The organism is Streptomyces sp. HUAS 31 (genome assembly GCF_028198125.1).
GTDB lineage: Bacteria > Actinomycetota > Actinomycetes > Streptomycetales > Streptomycetaceae > Streptomyces > Streptomyces chartreusis.
In genome coordinates this window covers 579458-594858 of sequence record NZ_CP116353.1, presented here as the reverse complement: position 1 = coordinate 594858, position 15401 = coordinate 579458, and the positions used below count along the sequence as shown (strand labels likewise).

The 15401-nt window shown below is 71.9% G+C and carries 14 protein-coding genes; 8 read left to right on the top strand and 6 right to left on the bottom strand.

The features are described from left to right. Positions 1–20: 20 nt before the first annotated feature. A complete protein-coding gene (locus tag PGH47_RS02375) occupies positions 21–542 on the top strand; it encodes a MarR family winged helix-turn-helix transcriptional regulator (protein WP_271661980.1) in 522 nt (173 codons plus the stop codon). On the opposite strand, the gene PGH47_RS02370 is transcribed toward PGH47_RS02375, so the two are convergent. Beyond that, positions 467–1759: an MFS transporter gene (locus PGH47_RS02370; protein WP_271667959.1), complete on the bottom strand. Its 1293-nt coding sequence runs from the start codon at positions 1757–1759 to the stop codon at positions 467–469. The two genes, PGH47_RS02375 and PGH47_RS02370, sit on opposite strands and share 76 nt — an antisense overlap. An 87-nt stretch (positions 1760–1846) precedes the next feature. On the opposite strand from PGH47_RS02370, the gene PGH47_RS02365 reads away from it, so the two are divergent. The 4 genes from PGH47_RS02365 (at position 1847) to PGH47_RS02350 (ending at position 5952) form a co-directional block, all read left to right on the top strand. Continuing rightward, complete coding sequence (locus PGH47_RS02365; RefSeq protein ID WP_271661979.1) at positions 1847–2593, top strand: AraC family transcriptional regulator; 747 nt, start codon at positions 1847–1849, stop codon at positions 2591–2593. Positions 2594–2678: 85 nt separating this feature from the next. Then, entirely contained in the window at positions 2679–3059 is a 381-nt protein-coding gene (locus PGH47_RS02360) for a DoxX family protein (protein WP_271661978.1), read from the top strand. Further along, entirely contained in the window at positions 3056–3514 is a 459-nt protein-coding gene (locus PGH47_RS02355) for a peroxiredoxin (RefSeq protein ID WP_271661977.1), read from the top strand. The genes PGH47_RS02360 and PGH47_RS02355 overlap by 4 nt, the downstream gene beginning before the upstream one ends. Before the next feature lie 101 nt (positions 3515–3615). Then, positions 3616–5952 carry a SpoIIE family protein phosphatase gene (locus PGH47_RS02350; RefSeq protein WP_271667958.1) on the top strand — a complete coding sequence of 779 codons (2337 nt, stop codon included), beginning with the start codon at positions 3616–3618 and terminating at the stop codon, positions 5950–5952. Between the two features lie 9 nt (positions 5953–5961). On the opposite strand, the gene PGH47_RS02345 is transcribed toward PGH47_RS02350, so the two are convergent. Then, positions 5962–6792, bottom strand: coding sequence for an aldo/keto reductase (locus PGH47_RS02345; RefSeq protein WP_271661976.1), 831 nt, complete (start codon positions 6790–6792; stop codon positions 5962–5964). Between the two features lie 96 nt (positions 6793–6888). Here PGH47_RS02345 and PGH47_RS02340 point away from each other — a divergent pair, with 96 nt between their 5' ends. Continuing rightward, on the top strand, positions 6889–7953 hold the full coding sequence (locus PGH47_RS02340; protein WP_271667957.1) for a LacI family DNA-binding transcriptional regulator: 1065 nt from the start codon (positions 6889–6891) through the stop codon (positions 7951–7953). On the opposite strand, the gene PGH47_RS02335 is transcribed toward PGH47_RS02340, so the two are convergent. Genes PGH47_RS02335 through PGH47_RS02320 form a run of 4 tightly spaced genes read right to left on the bottom strand, consistent with a single transcriptional unit; the run spans position 7916 to position 12542 of the window. Continuing rightward, complete coding sequence (locus PGH47_RS02335; RefSeq protein WP_271661975.1) at positions 7916–9316, bottom strand: glycoside hydrolase family 32 protein; 1401 nt, start codon at positions 9314–9316, stop codon at positions 7916–7918. The genes PGH47_RS02340 and PGH47_RS02335 overlap by 38 nt on opposite strands. Further along, positions 9313–10167 carry a carbohydrate ABC transporter permease gene (locus PGH47_RS02330; RefSeq protein WP_271661974.1) on the bottom strand — a complete coding sequence of 285 codons (855 nt, stop codon included), beginning with the start codon at positions 10165–10167 and terminating at the stop codon, positions 9313–9315. The genes PGH47_RS02335 and PGH47_RS02330 overlap by 4 nt, the downstream gene beginning before the upstream one ends. A 15-nt stretch (positions 10168–10182) precedes the next feature. Further along, entirely contained in the window at positions 10183–11136 is a 954-nt protein-coding gene (locus PGH47_RS02325) for a carbohydrate ABC transporter permease (RefSeq protein ID WP_271661973.1), read from the bottom strand. Further along, the gene (locus tag PGH47_RS02320; RefSeq protein WP_271661972.1) at positions 11133–12542 is read right to left on the bottom strand and encodes an extracellular solute-binding protein; all 1410 of its coding nucleotides are present in this window, start codon (positions 12540–12542) and stop codon (positions 11133–11135) included. Before PGH47_RS02320 ends, PGH47_RS02325 begins: the two co-directional genes overlap by 4 nt. 175 nt (positions 12543–12717) lie before the next feature. On the opposite strand from PGH47_RS02320, the gene PGH47_RS02315 reads away from it, so the two are divergent. Both PGH47_RS02315 and PGH47_RS02310 read left to right on the top strand, forming a co-directional pair. Further along, entirely contained in the window at positions 12718–14268 is a 1551-nt protein-coding gene (locus PGH47_RS02315) for a glycoside hydrolase family 32 protein (protein ID WP_271661971.1), read from the top strand. A 135-nt stretch (positions 14269–14403) separates the two neighbouring features. Next, positions 14404–15378, top strand: a complete 975-nt coding sequence (locus PGH47_RS02310) for a TauD/TfdA dioxygenase family protein (protein WP_271661970.1) — start codon at positions 14404–14406, stop codon at positions 15376–15378. Positions 15379–15401: the final 23 nt, after the last annotated feature.

Below are 15401 nucleotides of genomic sequence, written 5' to 3'. Positions count from 1 at the left end.
GAGATGGTAAAGTGGAATGCATGTCCACCACACCGCTCCCCGAACTCCCCGAAAGCCCCGCGGCCTCGGAAGTGGTCGAGATCGAGCGTGCGCTCACCCGGATCACCTATCTGAGTACGCGTGCCCGGCAGCACGAGCGGCTGATGGCCCTGGCCGGGGTGCCGCTGGACCGGGCGGCCGTGGCGCTGCTGCGTCAGGTCGCCGACTCGGAGCCGTTGCGGCCGGGGGAGTTGGCCGCGCGGTTGGGTGTGGAGGCCTCGCATGTCACGCGTACGGTGCAGCAGTTGCAGAGGACCGGGTACGTCACCCGTGTTCCGGATCCTGAGGACCGACGGGCCCAGCGGATCGAGCTGACCGAGTCCGGGCGCCGGGCCGTCGTCCGGGTTCGGGACGCGGGGGCCCGCGGTATGCAGCTGGCGTTGGCCGACTGGACGCCGGAGGAGCTGCGGCAGTTGGCCACGCTCTTTCATCGCATGGTCGACGACTTTCTGGCGCATGCGATCGACGACGACGGCGAGCAGCAGTCGGCTGGGGCCGTCTGACGTGTCGTGGGTCGTGTGCGGCGCCGCCGTGGCTGGTCGCGCGGTTCCCCGCGCCCCTGGGGGGTTGTCGAGCTGTTGGTGACCTTGCTCGGCTCGTGGTGGTTCGGTCCGGGCGGGGTCGGCTCCCGTAGGCCCGTCAGGAGTAGTCGGCCCAGTGCGGGCAGGGCTATGAGTGGGATCAGTGCCGTGCGAAGCGATGTGGTGTCGGCCAAGGCGCCGATCGCCGGGGCCGCGAGGCCGCCCACGCTCACGGCCAGGCCCAGCGTGACGCCGCTCGCGGTGCCGATCCGGCGGGGGAGGTAGTCCTGGCCCAGTGTGACGTGCAGTGAGAACGGGACGTACAGGCCGGCCGACGTGAGCGCGACGAACAGGTACACCGCCGGGCCCGGCACGAGGACGACCCCGGCGACCGCGAGGACGGACAGCGTGTACGCGCGGCGGACGACCGTGAGGCGCCCGTAGCGCTCGGCGAGCCGGCCCCCGGCAACCGTGCCGACGGCCCCGCCCGCGTAGAGCACGAACAGCGCGGTCGTGCCGGCCACGTCCCCGCCGCCGGTCCGCTGACGGACGTACAGCGAGACGAACGCGCTCAGGCCGACGAACACGATCGAGCGGCACACGATGGCGCCCGACAGCCGTAGGAACGACCGCCAGTCGTCCGTCCCGGAAGCCTCGGCCCTTGACGTGACCGCGGCGCGACTCCCTGTCGAGCGCACCGCAGCCGCGCACAGGGCCGCGCCCGCGATCGCCGGGACGAGCAGCAGGGGAGAGGCGTCCAGTCCGCCGGTGGCGACCACCGCCGCCACCAGGAGCGGTGCCAGGGCGAAGCCGACGTTGCCGCCGAGGGAGAACCAGCCCATGGCCGTATGGCTGCCCCGGGACGCGGCGCGGGCCGAGCGGGCCGCCTCCGGGTGGTACGCCGCGACCCCGATCCCGGATACGGCCACCACCGCCAGCGTGAGCGCGTAGGAGTCCGTGACGCCGCTCAGCGCGACTCCGGCACCGCCTGTCAGCGCGCTCAACGGCAGCAGCCAGGGCATCGGACGGCGGTCGGTGAGCGCCCCGAACAGCGGCTGCACCACCGACGACAGCAGGGAGGCGGCGAGTACGACGCCCGAGGCGGCGGCATAGCTGTAGGCCCGCTCGGCGACGAAGAAGGGGACGAGGGCGGCGACGGCGCCCTGGTACACGTCCACACAGGCATGGCCCAGGGACATCAGCGTGATGGCTCGATTGCGTTTCTCGGACACCCTGCGATCTTCGCCGTGCCCGCTCCTGGCCCGCTTCCGATAATCTGCCGAAGTGTGTCGAACATCCGCCACACACCGACCGCGCCCACCCGCGCCAAGGTCCTCAGCGCCGGGGAACGCATCGACGCGCATCGGCACGACGACCACCAGATCGTCTACGCGGGCTCCGGCGTCCTGGCCGTCACGACCGACGCCGGCACCTGGTTCGCGCCGGGCAACCGTGCCATCTGGGTACCCGCCGGCACCGCGCACGCCCACCGTGCCCACGGCCACCTCGACCTGTACCTGGTCGGCCTGCCCTCCGACGACAACCCGCTCGGCCTGGACGCCCCCACCGTCCTCGCGGTCGGCCCGCTGCTGCGCGAGCTGATCCTCGCCTACACCCGCGACCCCGACGACGACAGCCCGGAGCGCCGACGCCTGCTCGCCGTCCTGCGCGACCAGCTGCGCGCCTCGCCCCAGCAGCCCCTGCGGCTGCCCACCCCGACGGATCCGCGCCTGGCCGCCGTCTGCGCACTCGTCCACGCAGACCCCGCCGACCCGCGCACCCTCGCCGCACTGGGCGCCGCGACCGGGGCCGGCGAACGCACCCTCAGCCGGCTCTTCCGCCACGAGTTCGGCATGACCTTCCCGCAATGGCGCACCCAGTCACGCCTCTACCACGCACTGCGGCTGCTCGCCGAGGACACACCCGTCACCACCGTCGCCCACCGCTGCGGCTGGTCCTCCGCCAGCGCCTTCATCGACGTCTTCCGCCGCTCCTTCGGATACACGCCCGGAACGCACAACCGCCGCGCGTAGCAGGGCCGATGAGCGGACAGGGCGGATGGCGAACGGAGACCTACCCTCCGGTAGCATCCGGCGGCAGGCCATCCAAGGAGGATCCGTGCCCCGGTCCCAACGCTCACCCCTGCTGCTCGCCGGCCTGCTGGCCACGGCAGGGGTCGCCCACTTCGCCGTCCCCCGCCAGTTCGACGCCCTCGTGCCGCGCTCCCTGCCCGGGTCGCCCCGGTCATGGACGTACGCCAGTGGCGTCGCCGAGCTCGCGCTCGCTGCCGGACTGGCACTGCCGCGCACCCGCAAGCCCGCCGCGCTCGCCGCCGCGGCCTTCTTCGTCGGGGTGTTCCCGGCGAACGTGAAGATGGCCGTCGACTGGCGCGACCGCCCCGCGCAGGAGAAGGCCGTCGCCTTCGGACGGCTGCCGTTGCAGATCCCGCTCGTGCTGTGGGCACGCGGCGTCGCCAGGAACGCGGAGGGACAGGCATGAGCGCACAGCTGAAGGTCGGCGACAAGGTCGAGGACTTCGCCCTGCCGGACGAGACCGGCACCGAGCGCAGCCTCGACGAGTTGCTCGCCGAGGGCCCGGTGGTGCTCTTCTTCTACCCGGCCGCCCTCACCGCCGGCTGTACCGCGGAGGCCTGCCACTTCCGTGATCTCGCCGCCGAGTTCGCCGCGGTCGGTGCCCGGCCCGTGGGCATCAGCGGGGACGCCGTCGAACGGCAGCAGGAGTTCGCCTCCCGCCACACTCTCGGCATGCCGCTGCTGTCCGACGCGGACGGCGCGGTCCGGGAGCGGTTCGGGGTGACGCGCGGGTTCTCGCTGGCCCCCACCAAGAGGGTCACCTTCGTCATCGGGCAGGACCGCACGGTCCTGGAGGTCGTGCGCAGCGAACTGCGGATGAACACCCACGCCGACCGGGCCCTCGCCGTACTGCGCAAGTGACCGCACAGTCACACGCGGTGGGCGCCGGCGTCTGAGCGGTACGGCTCAGGCGCCGGGCGGCGCGGTTGATGCGGTCCGGCGGAGGACTCATGCTGGACGACATGGAGCGCGTCTCCGCCGCGGCGATCCTCGATGCCCAGGGTGTGGTGAAGGGGTGGAGCGAAGGTGCCCGGCGGCTGACCGGCCACACCGCCGAGGAGGTCGTGGGGCGGCCCGCTCGGGACCTGCTCGCCGAGGAACCGGCGCCCCAGGCCGTGGCCGCGCTCACCGGCCGAGTCGTCCTGCGCCACCGCGACGGCTCACAGGTGCCCCTGACCGTGCGCGCACACCCCGTGCTCGGCGCGGACGGCACCGCCGACGGCTTCATGATCACCGGTGAACCGCCGGAGGCACGGGAGCCGGACCTGGGGCAGGAGGCCTTCCAGCAGGCGTCCATGTCGATGTCGGTCTTCGACACCGAGCAGCGCTACCTCCGGCTCAACGACGTCGCCTGCCAGGTCATGGGCGTCTCCGAGGACGTCCTGATCGGCCGGCACTTCCCGGAGACCGTGGAGGACGCCCGGCACAGCCGCGGTTTCCACTGGCATCTGCGCCAGGTCGCCGAGACGGGCAGACCGGTCCGCTACGAGAGCTTCACCGGCGCCCCGGCCCTGAACCGGGACCACGCCTGGAGCATCGAGATGTGGCCGGTGCGGGACGCCGCCGGTGACATCGTGGGCACGGCGCTCGCGGCGTTCGACAGCTCCGACCAGTACTGGGCGCGGGAGCGGCTGGCCCTGCTGAACGAGGCCGCCGCCGCGATCGGCACGACCCTCGACGTCGTGCGCACCGCCGAGGAGATGGTCGGGATCGTCGTGCCCCGGTTCGCCGACTTCGCCAGCGTGGACCTCTTCGACTGGGTCCTGGACGCGGAGGAGCCCCCGGCGCTCACCGGCACCGACATCGCCCTGCGCCGGGTCGCCCACGGCTCCGGCACCGAGGGCACCCCGGAGGCGGCCGTCCACCTGGGCGAGGTGGACGTCTACCCGCCGTTCTCACCGCCGGCCCGCGCGATCCTGGAAGGCCGCGTGATCCAGAGCCAGGCCGGCGAGCCCGCGTTCATGCGGTGGATCGCGGAACGCAACGCCCGCGGCCCGGCCGGCCGGCGGCACCGCGTCGGCGCCCACTCGATGATGGCGGTGCCGCTGCGGGCCCGCGGCACCACGCTGGGCGTCGCCGTGGCCGTCCGCATCAGACAGCCGGACGACTACGGCCCCGACGACACCGTCTTCGCGGAGGAACTCGCGAGCCGGGCCGCCGTATGCATCGACAACGCCCGCCGCTTCGCCCGCGAACGCACCACCGCGCTGGCCCTCCAGCACAACCTGCTGCCCCGGGGACTGCCCGGACAGGCGGCCGTCGAGGTGGCCCACCGCTACCGGCCGTCCGGATCGCAGGCCGGCATCGGCGGCGACTGGTTCGACGTGATCCCGCTGTCCGGCACCCGGGTCGCCCTCGTCGTCGGCGACGTCGTCGGGCACGGCATCCCCTCGTCGGCCACCATGGGCCGCCTGTGCACGGCCGTACGCACCCTCGCCGACGTGGACCTGCCCCCGGACGAGCTCCTCACCCACCTCGACGACCTGGTCACCCATCTCGCCGGGGACGACTCCGACGAGGTCGCCGAGCTGGGCGCCACCTGCCTGTACTCCGTCTACGACCCCGTCACCCGCCGCCTCAGCCTGGCCGCCGCGGGCCATCCGCCGCCGGCCGTCGTCCTGCCCGACGGCACCGCGCAGGTCATCGAGATGAACGCCGGTCCGCCCCTCGGGGTCGGCGGACTGCCCTTCGAGGCCATGGAGGTCGAACTGCCGGAGGGCGCCCTGGTCGCCCTGTACACCGACGGTCTCATCGAGGACCGCGACCGGGACATCGACCACGCCACCGCCGAACTCTGCCGGGCCCTGACCGCGCCCGCCGAGACCCTCGACGCGCTGTGCGACGGCGTGCTCAAGGCCGTCCTGCCGGAGGACCCAGGCGACGACGTGGCCCTGCTGCTGGCCCGCACCCGGGCCCTGGGCGCCGACCGCATCGCCACCTGGGACGTACCGCCGGACCCCGAGCACGTGGCGACCACCCGGCAGGCGGCCACGGACCAGCTGACCGCGTGGGGGATGGACGAGGCGGCCTTCGTCACCGAACTCGTCGTCAGCGAACTCGTCACCAACGCCATCCGGTACGGCGCACCGCCCATCCAGCTCCGGCTGATCCGCGACCGCACCCTCATCTGCGAGGTGTCCGACGGCAGTTCGACCTCGCCGCATCTGCGCCGGGCCCACGCCTACGACGAGGGCGGCCGCGGACTGCTGCTCGTCGCGCAGCTCACCAAGCGCTGGGGCAGCCGGCAGACCGGCAGCGGCAAGACGATCTGGGCCGAACAGCCGCTGCCGTCGATCTGATCACGTCGCTCAGAATTCCTCGTGCACCTCGGGGTCGCCGCCGAGCCGCCGGTGTGCGCGGTCGGCGACGGCCGCCATCTGCGTGGCGTCGAGCTCGAAGCCGAAGATGTCGAGGTTCGCGCGCTGCCGTTCCCGGTCGGCCGACTTGGGGATGGGCAGGGCGCCCAGCTGGGTGTGCCAGCGCAGGACGACCTGGCCGGGCGTCACCTTGAGGGTCTCGGCGATGCCCCGGACGACCGGGTCGTCGAGGAGGTCGGTGCCGCGCCCCAGCGGGCTCCAGCTCTCGGTGACGATGCCCTTGCCCTCGTGGAAGGCACGCAGCTCGTCCTGAGGGAACAACGGGTGCAGCTCGATCTGGTTCACGGACGGCAGGACGCCCGTCTCCCGCTCCAGCCGCTCGATGTGCTCGGGCGTGAAGTTCGAGACGCCGATCGACCGGACCAGGCCGCTCTCGCGGAGCTCGATCATGGCCCGCCAGGAGTCGACGTACTTGTCGACCCGGGGGAGCGGCCAGTGGATCAGATACAGGTCGACGTAGGCGACGTCCAGGCGGCGCCGGGACTCCTCGAAGGAGGCGAGGGTCTGCTCGTAGCCGTGGTGCCGGCCCGGGAGCTTCGTCGTCACCACCACCTCCTCGCGCGGAACCCCGCTCGCGGCGATGCCCCGGCCGACGCCCGTCTCGTTGCGGTAGTTCGTCGCGGTGTCGACGAGGCGGTATCCCAGATCCAGGGCGTCGGCCACCGCCTGTTCCGCCTGGGCGTCGTCCATCGGCCAGGTGCCCAGGCCGATGGCGGGGATCTCCGTACCGTCGTTGAGCGTGTGCAGCGGAATGCTGATCACTGTCGGACCTTCCCTCGACTGTGCCGTACACCCAGCGTCACGGATAGGGTGAGGATTGATCAACCGGACGGGTGGGGGATGAGGGCGGGCGACGGGATGGGCGGCACCGAGGAGAAGCAGGCGACGGGATCCGGGCGTCCGACGTCACGGGACGTCGCCCGCCTCGCCGGGGTGTCGCACACGGCCGTCTCCTTCGTCTTCAACGGCCGCGCCGAGGGCAATCTCTCGCCCGCCACCCAGGAGCGGATCCGCCGTGCCGCCGCCGAGCTCGGCTACCGGCCCGACCCGGTCGCCCGCGGCCTGCGCCGCCGCCGTACGGCGGTGATCGGCCTGGTCACCGACGAGATCGCCTCCTCGCCGTTCGCGGGACGGCTGCTGCGCGGCGCCATGGAGACAGCCTGGGACAGCGAGCACCTCGTGCTGACCATCGACTCGGGCGGCGACCCGGCCAAGGAGGACGCGGCCGTCGCCGAGCTCCTCGACCGGCGTGTGGACGGCATCATCTACGCCGCCATGTCGCTGCGCCGGGTCCGCGTCCCCGAGGGCCTGCACCGCACCCACTCCGTCCTCGCGAACTGCCTGCCCGAGGACGACTCGCTGCCCGCCGTCATCCCCGCCGAGCGCGCGGGCGGCCGTACGGCGGCCCGGCTGCTGCTGGACGCGGGGCACCGCCGGGTCGCCATGGTCGGCGGCCAGGACGACCTCGCCTCCGTCGACCGCCTGCGCGGCTTCCGCGACGCACTGCGCGCCGAGGGGATCAGCGTGCCCAAGGAGTGGGTCGTGCGCACCGGCGGCGAGATCTCCGGCGGGTACGAGGGCGCGACGCGCGTCCTGGACGGCGTCCCCGCCGACCGGCGCCCCACCGGGCTCTTCTGCTACAACGACCGGGTCGCGGCGGGCGTCCTGCACGCCGCGACCCGGCTCGGCATCACCGTCCCCGGCGAGCTTTCGGTGGTCGGCTACGACGACCAGGAACACATGGCCGCTTTCCTCACCCCGCCGCTGACCAGCGTCGCCCTGCCGCACCGGGCGATGGGCGACGCCGCAGCCCGCCTGGTCCTCGACGCCATCGACACGGGCCGGACGCCGCCCGCGACGGTACGGCGTCTGGCCTGTCCGGTGATCAGCCGTGCGTCGGTGGGACCAGCTCCCAGCCGGTGACCGTGGCCCCGGCACCGGTCACGAGCAGCTCGGCCACGTCGTCCGGCCGCCGGTAGACCCGCTCGGTGACCATCGCCCGGTCGCCCACGAACAGCTCGAACAGCGAGCCGTCCACGAGGATCCGCACCTCGTTCGCCGGCGCCCGCACCACGATCGGCCCCGCACCCTCGGACCCGCCGCGCGGCCAGCCGCCCCGGTCGAGCGTCACCGTGCCCTCGTCCGGGTCCAGCAGCACCGTCAGCTCGGCACCCGAGGCGGACCGCAGCAGCCGCACGCCGGTGCGGCCGGACGCGGTCACCGTCAGGTCGTACGCCTCCGGCAGCTCGGCACGCCGACCCGCGGCTGTCACGAACGGCACGTCGGCACGCAGCAGTTCGAGCTCCGGCGCCGGCACGACCAGCAGGGAACCGTCGGCACGCACGTCCACCACGCGCGGCGCGGTCAGGACCCCGGCCCACCCCGCCCGGTCGACCTCGGCCTGCTCCCGGGCCTCCCAGGACCAGCCCCACAGCAACGCCCGGTCGGGCTCCTGGAGCACGGCGGGCGCGTAGAAGTCACGGCCGTGGTCCAGCCTCCCTCCGGCACGCGCCTCGAAGCGCAACCCGTCGTCGTCCGAAGGGGTCAGACTGCCCGTCAGATACCCGGTGCTGCTGGGGTTTCCGTCCCACAGCGACAGCACCAGGACCCACGTGCCGTCCGCCGTGCGCAGCAGTTGCGGGCACTCCCAGCCCACCGCCCCGTCGCCGAGGGCGTGCGCGGCCACCGGGTCGTCGCCGTCGAGCAGCACCCCCGCGAACCGCCAGTCGGTGAGGTCGTCGCAGTCGTACAGCAGCACCGACGGCGTGCCGTCCGCGTGCCCCGCGCCGACCAGGGCCCAGCGCCGACCGCCGCTGCGGAACACGAACGGGTCGCGGAACATCACCACGTCCAGGCCGTCCGGCGGGCCCGTCACCACCGGCGTGGGCCGGGGCCGCCAGTCGGTGAGCGTCTCGTCCTCAGGCATCAGCGCCCGCGCGAGACAGATCGAGCCGAGGCCCGTGTGGTGCCGGTCGACGCCGGTGTAGACGGCCGTCGGCACACCGTCGTCGTCGACCACACAGCCCGACCAGCAGCCCTCCTCGTCGGGGCCGCCCGGTGTCGGGGTCAGCGCGATCGGATGGTGTTCCCAGTGGACCAGGTCGGCGCTGGAGACATGCCCCCAGTGGACGTTGGCGTGCACGGGGGCGTCGGGATTGTGCTGGTAGAAGAGGTGGTGGCGGCCCCGCCAACGGAAGGGACCGTTAGGGTCGTTGATCCAGTTGGCGGGGGGACGGACCCGGAAGCGCGGGGCGCCGGGATCCGTGCACTGAGCTGCGAGGCTCAACGGTTGACTCCTGCGGACGTGATGCCCTCGCGGAGAGGGCGCTGACCGACGACGAACACGGCGACGGCGGGGATCATGGACAGCACGACACCGGCGAGCACCACCGAGATGGAGCCGGTACCGAGGTTGCCCTGGAGCGAGACCAGGCCCAGCGGCAACGTGTAGTTCTGGGCCGAGGTCTCCAGGATCAGTGGGCGGAAGAACTCGTTCCAGTGGTAGTTGAAGGCCAGCACGCCGACGATCGCGAGACCGGGCGCGGCCAGCGGGGCGTACACGGACCGGAAGATCCGCCAGGGCCCGCAGCCGTCCAGCATCGCCGCCTCGCCCAGGTCCTTGGGCATGCCCAGGAAGTACTGGCGCATCAGGAAGGTCCCGAACGCGGTCGGGAAGGCCGGGACGATCAGACCGAGCAGGGTGTCGGTCAGGCCCATCGACTTCAGCACCAGGAACACCGGCACGATCGTGACCTGGAGCGGCACCATCATGGTCGCTAGGACCAGCCCGAACAGCGGCTTCTTGAACCGGAACTCCAGGCGCGCGAAGGCGTACCCTGCGAGCCCGGCCGTGATCATCTGGCCCACCGCGATCAGCGCCGTCACCAGCGTCGAGTTGAGTGCCAGCAGCCAGACGTCGATCTGGTCGAAGACCCCGCTGTACGCCTCGGCTGACGGGCTCGTCGGGATGAGGCGCGGCGGCAGGTCGAACGCCTCGGCCGGGGTGCGCAGGGACGTGGAGACGGTCCAGATGACCGGGCCCAGCGTCAGCAGCGCGCACACCGCGAGGCCGGCGATCCGGGCCCACGGCGCGAGGGAGTGCCGGGTTCGGCTGAGGGAGAGAGTCGCTTGGCTCATGAGAAGGTCACCGGCTCACTGGTAGTGGACGAAACGCCGGCTGAGCCGGAACTGGAGGGCGGTGACCGCCATGATCAGTACGAACAGCAGCACACCCACGGCCGAGGCCGCACCGAAGCGCAGCTGCTCGAACGCGCTCTCGTAGATGACCATCACGACGGTGCGGGTGGCGTCGCCGGGACCGCCGTTGGTGAGGACGTAGGGCTGCTCGAAGACCTGGAGCGCGTTGATGATGCCGACCACCGACGCGACCAGCAGGGTGGGCGACAACAGCGGCAGGGTGATGCCGAGGTGCTTGCGCAGCCCGGTCGCGCCGTCCAGGGCGGCGGCCTCGTGGATCTCCTTGGGGATGTTGTTGAGGCCGCCGACGAACAGCAGGAACGAGAACCCGAACTGCTGCCAGACGTAGACCAGGATCACCGTGGCCATCGCCGCGTTCTCCGACGTCAGCCAGGGCACCGGGGCGACCCCGACCAGCCCGAGCAGCCAGTTCACGACCCCGAAGTCCTGGTTGAACAGGTACTTCATCACCACCGAGATCGACGCCGCGGACAGCACCAGCGGGAAGAAGAACGCCGACCGGAACACCGACCGCAGCCACACCGGCATCCGCCCGTTCACCGCAAGGGCCAGCACGAGGGCGATCACCAGTTGCAGCGCGACCGCGAGCACCATGAACACCAGCGTGTTGCCGAAGGACACCAGCACGGTCGAATCGGTGAAGACCTCACGGTAGTTGGCCGCGCCGGCGAAGCTCGGATCGTCGATGACGTTCCAGTGGAACAGGCTCAGCACCACCGAGCCGATGATCGGGACGACCGTGAAGACGACGATGCCGACGATCGTCGGCGCGAGGAACAGCGTGGCCAGCAGGCGGGTGCCGCGGTCGCGGGCGGAGCGACGGGGCGCCGGGGCCGGTGGCGCGGCCGGCGGCTGCGGCCGTACGGCCGGGATCTGGGTGTTCGTCATACGTCACGCTCCATGGCCTTCTCCAGATCGCCCTGCATCCGGCGCAGCGCGGGACCCACCGAACGCCGGGACGCCAGAGCCGTACCGGTGTGCTTGAGCAGCACCTGCTCGACCTCGGCGACCTGCGGCGGCGCGGGGATCGGCCCGGTGTCGGGGAACTTGTCGAGGGTGTCGTAGAAGACCGGCCAGTGCTCCGGGCCCGTCTCCCGGTAGCGCTGCGCGGTGAGCATCGAGCGGCGTGCCGGGGTGGTCTGGTTGGTGGAGAACAGTCGCGTCAGGGTGTCCCTGCGGGCGGCGTACTTGATGAACTCCCAGGCCTCCTCCTGCCGCTTCGAGGTGCGCAACAGCGCGTAGCCTGCGGCGCCGAACTGCATGCGCTGGGTGCGCCAGCGCGGGAAGTACTGCACGTCGAAGGCGTTCCCCTTCATCCCGGCCAGGTGCAGTCCGCCCGCCCAGAAGCCGCCCGCGGGCGTGACGCCGACCCGGCCGGTGGAGAACACGCCGATCAGGTTCTGCCCGTTGCCGCCCTCGGGCCGCGTGCACAGGCCCTCCTGGACGAGGGATGCGAGGTAGTCGTACGCCTCCTCCACGCGCTCGTCGGTGGCCTGCGGCGTCGTCCACCGGTAACCGCCCCCGCGGCCCTCCCGCGCGGCGGCCGGGTAGAAGGAGTCCCACAGCCAGTCACCGCCCGGTGCCTTGGACTCGGCCAGCAGATTGGTGTCGTTGGCGAACAGCCACGGCACTACGCCGCCCCACAGGCGGTTGGTCCAGAAGTACGGGGTGAACTGGGAGCCGCTGGCCTGCTTCATGTCCCGCAGCAGCGCGGTGAAGTCGTCGCGGGTCCAGCCGGCGGCGGGGAAGCCGGCGCCCGCCCGCTCCAGCACCTGGTGGTTGAGGTACATGTCGGCCGCGTTGAACTCGACCGGCAGCTGGTACAGGGAGCCCTCGTACATCATCGACTCCACCAGGGAGGGGTGGACGTCGGCGAAGTACTCGCGCAGCTCCTCGGCGTCCCGCTTCACCCAGTCGTCCAGCGGGACTCCGAGGCGCTGCGCGAACAGCTGGACGCCCTCGGTGGCGACGTACACCAGATCGGGGGCCGTGCCCGCCGCGATCTGGGTGAGGATCTTCGCGAAGAAGTCGGACCAGTCGACCGCCTGAACGGCGTTGATCCGCAGCTTGATGTCGGGATGGACCTGCTTGAAGCCCTCGGTGAGCGTGCGGACGGCCTCCGGTCCGTAGGCGGGGCCGAGCGTGGCGACGACGAGCGAGCCGTCGTCGCGGCCGGGGATGTCGGCTCCGGTGAGCCGGTCCCAGCTCGCGGCGGTACCGGCGAGCGCGGCGGCTCCCGCGCCGTAGGCGCCGTACCGCAGCAGAGTGCGGCGGGTGGGATGCGAGTCGGTCATGCAACGGGCCTAACTCGTGTTAGTCGAGTAGTGATGCCCCAGATGATGGGAAGCCCGTCGCGGCCCTGTCAATAGTCCTGAACCACTTGACCTTTAACGAGTTAGGTCGCAAAGTCCTGGTCCACATGAGCCGCCTCCCGACGCCTTCCGCGTCCGACGAGAGGAACGATCTGTGATGCCCGCGATGACCAGGAGAGCCCTGCTCGCCGGCTCGGCCGCGGGGGCCTCGGCCGCGCTGCTGCCGACCGCGTCCCCGGCCGCCGCGAAGCCCCGGAAAGGAGCCGCCGCCTGCGCGAGCTACCGCGCCGCGTACCACTTCACCGTCCCCGACCAGTGGATGAACGACCCTCAGCGCCCGGTCTGGATCGACGGCGAATACCACTACTACTACCTGTACAACCCGGACTATTTCACCGGGGGAACCACCGCGGGCACGGCCTGGCGCCTGGCCACCACGACCGACCTGGTCACCTTCCGGGACCGGGGGATCGCCGTACCGAAGGACACCACCCCCAACGGCGACGTCTGGTCCGGTTCGGCGGTGGTCGACACGGAGAACACCGCGGGCTTCGGCGCGGGCGCGGTGATCGTCGTCGTCACCATGGCACCGGACGAGGTGACACAGGCGCAGTACCTGTACTACTCGACCGACGGCGGCCGCACCTTCCGCAACCACGGCACCGGTCCGGTGCTGCCGAACCCGGGCGTGCGGGACTTCCGCGACCCGAAGGTGATCCGCGACGAGGAGCGCGGCCGGTGGGTGATGACGCTCGCCGAGAACGACAAGGTGGGCTTCTACCACTCCACCGACCTGAAGACCTGGACGTATGTCAGTGGCTTCGTCAAGGGCGGCATCGGCGTCCTGGAGTGCCCGGACCTGTTCCGCATCACCGCCGGCGACGGCACCGTGAAGTGGGTGCTCGGCGTGAGCGCGAACGGCAAGGGGGCCGGGCTGCCCAACACGTACGCCTACTGGACGGGCTCCTTCGACGGCACCGCCTTCACCGCCGACGCCGACGACCCGCAGTGGCTCGACCACGGCTGGGACTGGTACGCCGCCGTCACCTTCGAAAGGCACCGCGGCGACGGTTCCGTCGACCCGTCCGTCCGCTACGCGATGGGCTGGCTGAACAACTGGGACTACGCGAACATCACGCCCACCATCGACTGCGACGGCTTCAACGGCACCGACTCGATCGTCCGGCAGATCACGCTGAAACGCTCCCCCTCCGGGACGTACTACCTGGCCTCACAGCCTCTCGCCGCACTGGACGACCACGTCTCCCGCACGGTGCACCTCGGCGACCTGGAGGTCTCCGGCACCCGGGTGCTCGACCACCAGGGCACCGCCTACGAGGTGACCTGCGAGATCACCTGGGACCAGCTCACCGGCGCCGGCCTCCAACTGCGCCGCTCGGCGGACGGCAGCCGCCACGTCGACGCCGGGATCTACCGCGACTACGCCTTCCTCAACCGCCGCCCCACCATGAACCCCGACGCGTCCGGCCGCTGGCAGGAGAGCCACAGCCCCTTCGACCCGGCCGCCCGCAGAGTGCGGCTGCGCATCCTTGTCGACCGCACGTCCGTCGAGATGTTCGTGGACGACGGCCGCTACACCCACTCCTCGGAGGTCTTCCCGTATCTGATCGACACCGGGCTCGCCCTGTTCACGATCGACGGCACGGCGGTCTTCCGGGACGTGGTGATACGGGAGTTCTCCCTGTGACACGGCACTGACGGCTGCCTGCTGCCGGGTTGCCCCTCCGCCCAGGCCCTGTCGCCACGTCCGCCGAACGCTGTCACGATCTTCCTGGAACCGGCTCGGACCGGAGCCGGCGCGGGCGAGCGACGGAGCGTGCGGATGACGAGGGACAGGGCCACCGCGGACGGGGCGGGGCAGGCCGTGGGGATCGAGGTGCATCCGGTCGCCGGGCACATCGGCGCGGAGATCACGGGCGTCGACCTGGCCGGTGAGCCGGCCGACGCCGTGGTCGCCGCGATCCGGGCGGCGGTGCTGCGCTGGAAGGTCGTGTTCTTCCGGGGGCAGCGGCTGGACCACGCCGGGCATGTCGCGTTCGCGCGGCGGTTCGGGGAGCCGGTCGTCCTGCGCAAGCGAGGCAGCGCGTCCCCGGCGGACTTCCCCGAGATCGAGACGACCGCCGACCGGCTCGAACTGGGCGGGAAGTTCGGCATGGAGCACGACGAATGGCTGCGCCGACGCCGGCACACCCTGCTGCGCGGCTGGCACTGCGACCACGGCGCCCGTATCGACCCGCCCGCCGCGACGATCCTGCGCGCCGAGACCGTACCCCCGTACGGCGGCGACACGACCTGGTCCAACCTGGCGGCCGCCTACGCCGGACTCTCCGGCCCGGTACGGGAGTTCGTGGACGGCCTGCGCGCCGAGCACCGCCTCGGCGTCGGCTATCAGCCCCGGCCCGGCGACGACGCCTACGTCCGTCATCTCCTGGACCGTCAGGTCGCCTCCCTGCATCCGCTGGTGCGCGTCCATCCGGAGACGGGCGAGCGGGTGCTCTACGTCAACGGCTACTACGTCGAGCAGATCGCCGACCTCTCGCGCGCCGAGAGCAGCGCCGTCCTGGAGATGCTGCTGGAGCAGGCGGTACGGCCCGAGTACACGGTCCGCTTCCGCTGGGAGCCCGGCAGCGTGGCCTTCTGGGACAACCGGGCCACCATCCACCTCGCCCCCAGCGACAACGCCCACCTCGACTTCCCCCGGACCATGCACCGCGTCATGCTCACCGGGGACGTACCGGTGGGCGTGGACGGCAAGCCGTCGGAGCCGGTCGTCGGGACCGAGGTGGGGCGCTGGTAGCGGACGTACGCCGGGGGTTCGGA